This window comes from Pseudomonas sp. GW821-FHT12A04 (genome assembly GCF_058807755.1).
Map to the genome: position 1 here is coordinate 1 of NZ_JBXAQZ010000030.1, position 4185 is coordinate 4185.

Below are 4185 nucleotides of genomic sequence, written 5' to 3' on the forward strand. Positions count from 1 at the left end.
ACACCTCTTTTTCAACTCCCTTTGTGCTTCGATGAACTGAAGCAACCTGCTGCCGAAAACTGCGTAACTCTTTGTTTGCCAAGGAGTTTTCCGTTTCGACTGCGCCGGAAGTGGGGCGAATTATAGACACCTGGAATCTGCCGTCAAGCGCTGATTTAGGTTTTCTATCAATAAGCTGCAGAAAGCAGCAAAACGCCCCAAAGGGTGCCTATATAGAGGAGCCGAAACACCCTCTATATAGAAGAGACCTATCAGAGAACGCCAGAAGCCTTGAATGCGGACACCGCCCCGGCATCCAGACCCAACACACGCTGCAAAACTTCAAGCGTGTGCTCACCCAGCAGAGGAGGTGCAAAACGATACTCCACCGGCGTCTCCGACAGTCGAATCGGACTCGCCACCTGAGGCACCATCCCGGCCAGCGCATGCGGCAGCTCGATAGCCAACCCACGCGCCTTGACCTGAGGATCGGCAAACATCTGCGCCACGTCATTGATAGGCCCGCATGGCACGCCAGCCTGCTCCAGTTGCGCCACCCATTCAGCGGTAGTCTTGAACACCGTCGCCTGGCGGATCAGCGGAATCAGTATTGCCCTGTTTGCCACCCGCAGCTTGTTAGTGGCAAAACGCGGATCGTCCGCCCACTGCGGCTGCCCGGCCACTTCCGCAAACTTGCGGAACTGACCATCGTTCCCGACGGTAAGGATGAAATCGCCATCCGCCGTAGGAAAATCCTGATAAGGCACGATGTTCGGGTGAGCATTACCCAAGCGCTTAGGCGCGTTGCCTGTCGTCAGGTAGTTCATTGCCTGATTGGCCAGACAAGCCACCTGTACGTCCAACAGTGCCATATCGATATGCTGACCACCGCCGTCGTGATCCCGATGCGCAAGCGCAGCCAGGATCGCGACAGTCGAATACAGCCCGGTGAGGATGTCCGTCAGCGCCACGCCAACCTTCACCGGCCCCGCACCCTCTTCGCCCTCAGGTCGCCCCGTCAGACTCATGAGGCCGCCGAGCCCCTGGATCATGAAGTCATAACCCGCACGCTTGGCATAAGGACCGGTCTGGCCGAACCCGGTGATCGAGCAATAGATCAGATCCGGATTGATCGTCTTCAGCGTTTCATAGTCCAGGCCATAAGCCGCCAGACCGCCGACCTTGAAGTTCTCGATCAGGATGTCCGACTTGGCCGCCAGTTCACGCACCAGCTTCTGCCCTTCAGGGCGAGTGAAGTCGATGGTGACAGATTGCTTGTTGCGATTGGCCGACAAGTAATAAGCAGCCTCGCTGGTATTCTCGCCATAAGCGTCTTTAAGGAACGGCGGTCCCCAGGCGCGCGTGTCATCGCCGTTACCCGGACGCTCGACCTTGATCACTTCAGCGCCAAGGTCGGCCAGGATCTGCCCGGCCCAAGGCCCGGCCAGCACCCGCGATAAATCCAGTACCCGTAGATGCGAAAGCGCGCCCATGGACGTTCTCCTTAATAGAACGCCTGGAGGCCGGTTTGCGCACGACCGAGGATCAGTGCATGGACGTCGTGAGTACCTTCATAGGTGTTCACCACTTCCAGGTTGACCAGGTGACGCGCCACACCGAATTCATCGGAGATGCCGTTGCCGCCCAACATATCGCGAGCCATGCGCGCGATGTCCAGGGACTTGCCGCAAGAGTTGCGCTTCATCATCGAGGTAATTTCGACCGCAGCGGTACCTTCGTCCTTCATACGACCCAGACGCAGGCAGCCTTGCAGCGCCATGGTGATTTCAGTCTGCATGTCGGCCAGCTTCTTCTGGATCAACTGGGTAGCGGCCAGTGGGCGACCGAACTGTTGACGATCCAGGGTGTACTGGCGAGCGGTGTGCCAGCAGAACTCGGCTGCACCCAGCGCACCCCAGGAGATGCCGTAACGTGCCGAGTTGAGGCAAGTGAAAGGACCTTTCAGACCACGGACGTCCGGGAAGATGTTCTCTTCCGGAACGAACACGTTGTCCATCACGATTTCACCGGTGATCGATGCCCGCAGGCCCACCTTGCCGTGAATCGCCGGAGCGCTCAGACCTTTCCAGCCTTTCTCCAGAACGAAGCCGCGAATGTCACCGGCATCGTCCTTGGCCCAAACCACGAACACATCGGCGATCGGGCTGTTGGTGATCCACATCTTGCTGCCGGTAAGGCTGTAGCCGCCTTCCACTTTGCGCGCACGACTGATCATCGCGCCCGGGTCGGAGCCGTGGTTAGGCTCGGTCAGGCCGAAGCAGCCGATCCACTCGCCCGACGCCAGTTTCGGCAGGTACTTCTGCTTTTGCGCTTCGGTACCGAATTCATTGATTGGCACCATCACCAGCGAGGACTGCACGCTCATCATCGAGCGATAGCCGGAGTCGATGCGCTCGACTTCACGGGCGATCAGGCCATAGCTGACATAGTTCAGGCCGCTGCCACCGTATTGCTCGGGGATGGTTGCGCCCAACAGGCCGACCTCGCCCATTTCGCGGAAGATCGCCGGATCGGTCTTCTCATGACGGAAAGCTTCGAGGATGCGCGGCGCAAGGCTTTGCTGAGCGAATTGCGCAGCCGTGTCGCGAATCATTCGTTCTTCTTCAGTGAGCTGTTGATCCAGCAGCAGGGGATCGATCCAGTTGAAGCTAGCTTTACCGCCCATGAGTGTGTCCTCTCGAATCGGGTCAAATAACGTAGGCTGATCCTAGGCCCGGATCGGCGCGACGGCAAACGAGGAATTTGCATACTGTTGTGATAATTTCTCACTCCGAAACGTCGCAAAAGAGCTTTTATGCGATGTATTAGTGAGGTTGACGTACATGCGCAGAAAGATACCCAGCACCACCGCCCTGATCAGCTTCGAGGCCGCGGCGCGCCACGAGAGCTTCACCAAGGCCGCCCAGGAGCTTTCGCTGACCCAGGGAGCGATTTGCCGACAGATTGCCAGCCTTGAAGAGTTCCTCAGTGTGGAACTGTTCCGACGCTCGCGGCGCGGGGTCAAGCTGACGGAAGCCGGACTCTCCTACAGCCGTCGGGTGGCCACTCAGCTCGATGCCGTTGAGCGCGACACCTTGTCCGTGATGGGCCAGCAGGGCACCAACGTGATCGAACTGGCCGTAGTTCCGACCTTCGGCACCCAATGGCTGCTGCCGCGACTCAAGGATTTCCAGCAGAAACACCCGGAAGTGACGGTCAACCTGACCAACCGCACGCGGCCGTTCCTGTTCGCCGACACGGATTTTGATGCCGCCATCTACTTCGGCGACGCGGATTGGTCGGGTACGGAATCCCACAGGCTGATGGGTGAAAATCCGATGCCCGTTTGCAGCCCCAACCTGCTCGGAAACAAGACCAGTCTGACGCCCGGGGAAATCGCCGACTTGCCTCTTCTGCAACAAACCACTCGCCCCTATGCCTGGCGCCAATGGTTCGACTCCCAACACCTCAATGTCCCGCGAGACATGACGGGCCCCCGCTACGAGCTATTCTCCATGCTCGCCCAGGCAGCCATGCACGACATGGGCATTGCCCTGATTCCGCCGTTCCTGATTCAAAGGGAGCTGAAAGAGAAACGCCTGGTGATCGCCAACCCCCAAGCACTGTCCAGTATCAAGGCTTACTACCTGATGATTCCTGAGCGAAAGGTCGAATCCGCGTCTTTAAGGGCATTTCGTGACTGGCTGGTAAATCAGGCGCATAGCTACAGCCTAGAGGGATAAAGGCTCTACAAGGTTACTTGACCCCGTAGTCAGCAAAACAAAAGCCCTACAGATGTACGTATTTGTCGCATAGCAGCAAACTGTATCGACAAGTCGTACAAACGTCCCACAAGCGCCTGATAACGCGGCTTTGCGCCACTATTTCGAGGCAATGCCGCATCATTCATACGGCCGATGTGTAAATTCTTCAATTTCGGCCAGAATCCTTGAAAAGCACGGTCTGCAAGGGATTGAGCCGGTTGGTTGCGACATTCGGTCACGGGGTGACTTGTAGTTAATTTTCCGTCACCCGTCATAATCCCTTGAAGGGCACAAAGTTCGCCTGCAAAATGCCGCGCCCCGCCCTGATTTGGCGGGATCGTGCTGATCGGCCGCCCCAGCCGCACCATCCGTAGTGCATGGGTTTACTCAATAAGATCACGCAGGAGATTTGACGTGCACATTGGTGTTCCTCTCGAAACCC

Annotated in this window: 3 protein-coding genes; 1 reads left to right on the forward strand and 2 read right to left on the reverse strand. The window is 57.6% G+C overall.

Annotated elements, in window-relative coordinates; all coding sequences use genetic code 11:
- Window positions 1-251 precede the first annotated feature (251 nt).
- Both AC1RS8_RS27990 and AC1RS8_RS27995 read right to left on the reverse strand, forming a co-directional pair.
- Window positions 252-1472, reverse strand: a complete 1221-nt coding sequence (locus tag AC1RS8_RS27990) for a CaiB/BaiF CoA transferase family protein (RefSeq protein WP_057712566.1) — start codon at window positions 1470-1472, stop codon at window positions 252-254.
- An 11-nt stretch (window positions 1473-1483) separates the two neighbouring features.
- Window positions 1484-2665: an acyl-CoA dehydrogenase gene (locus AC1RS8_RS27995; protein ID WP_008053124.1), complete on the reverse strand. Its 1182-nt coding sequence runs from the start codon at window positions 2663-2665 to the stop codon at window positions 1484-1486.
- A gap of 157 nt (window positions 2666-2822) precedes the next feature.
- Between AC1RS8_RS27995 and AC1RS8_RS28000 the strand changes: the two genes are divergently transcribed.
- Entirely contained in the window at window positions 2823-3722 is a 900-nt protein-coding gene (locus tag AC1RS8_RS28000) for a LysR family transcriptional regulator (protein ID WP_150753713.1), read from the forward strand.
- Window positions 3723-4185: the final 463 nt, after the last annotated feature.

What these genes read in the sequence shown, in the direction of transcription:
- AC1RS8_RS28000 (WP_150753713.1), top strand. Translation starts at nt 2,823, where the DNA reads ATGCGCAGAAAGATACCCAGCACCACCGCCCTGATCAGCTTCGAGGCC.
- AC1RS8_RS27990 (WP_057712566.1), bottom strand. Translation starts at nt 1,472, where the DNA reads ATGGGCGCGCTTTCGCATCTACGGGTACTGGATTTATCGCGGGTGCTG.
- AC1RS8_RS27995 (WP_008053124.1), bottom strand. Translation starts at nt 2,665, where the DNA reads ATGGGCGGTAAAGCTAGCTTCAACTGGATCGATCCCCTGCTGCTGGAT.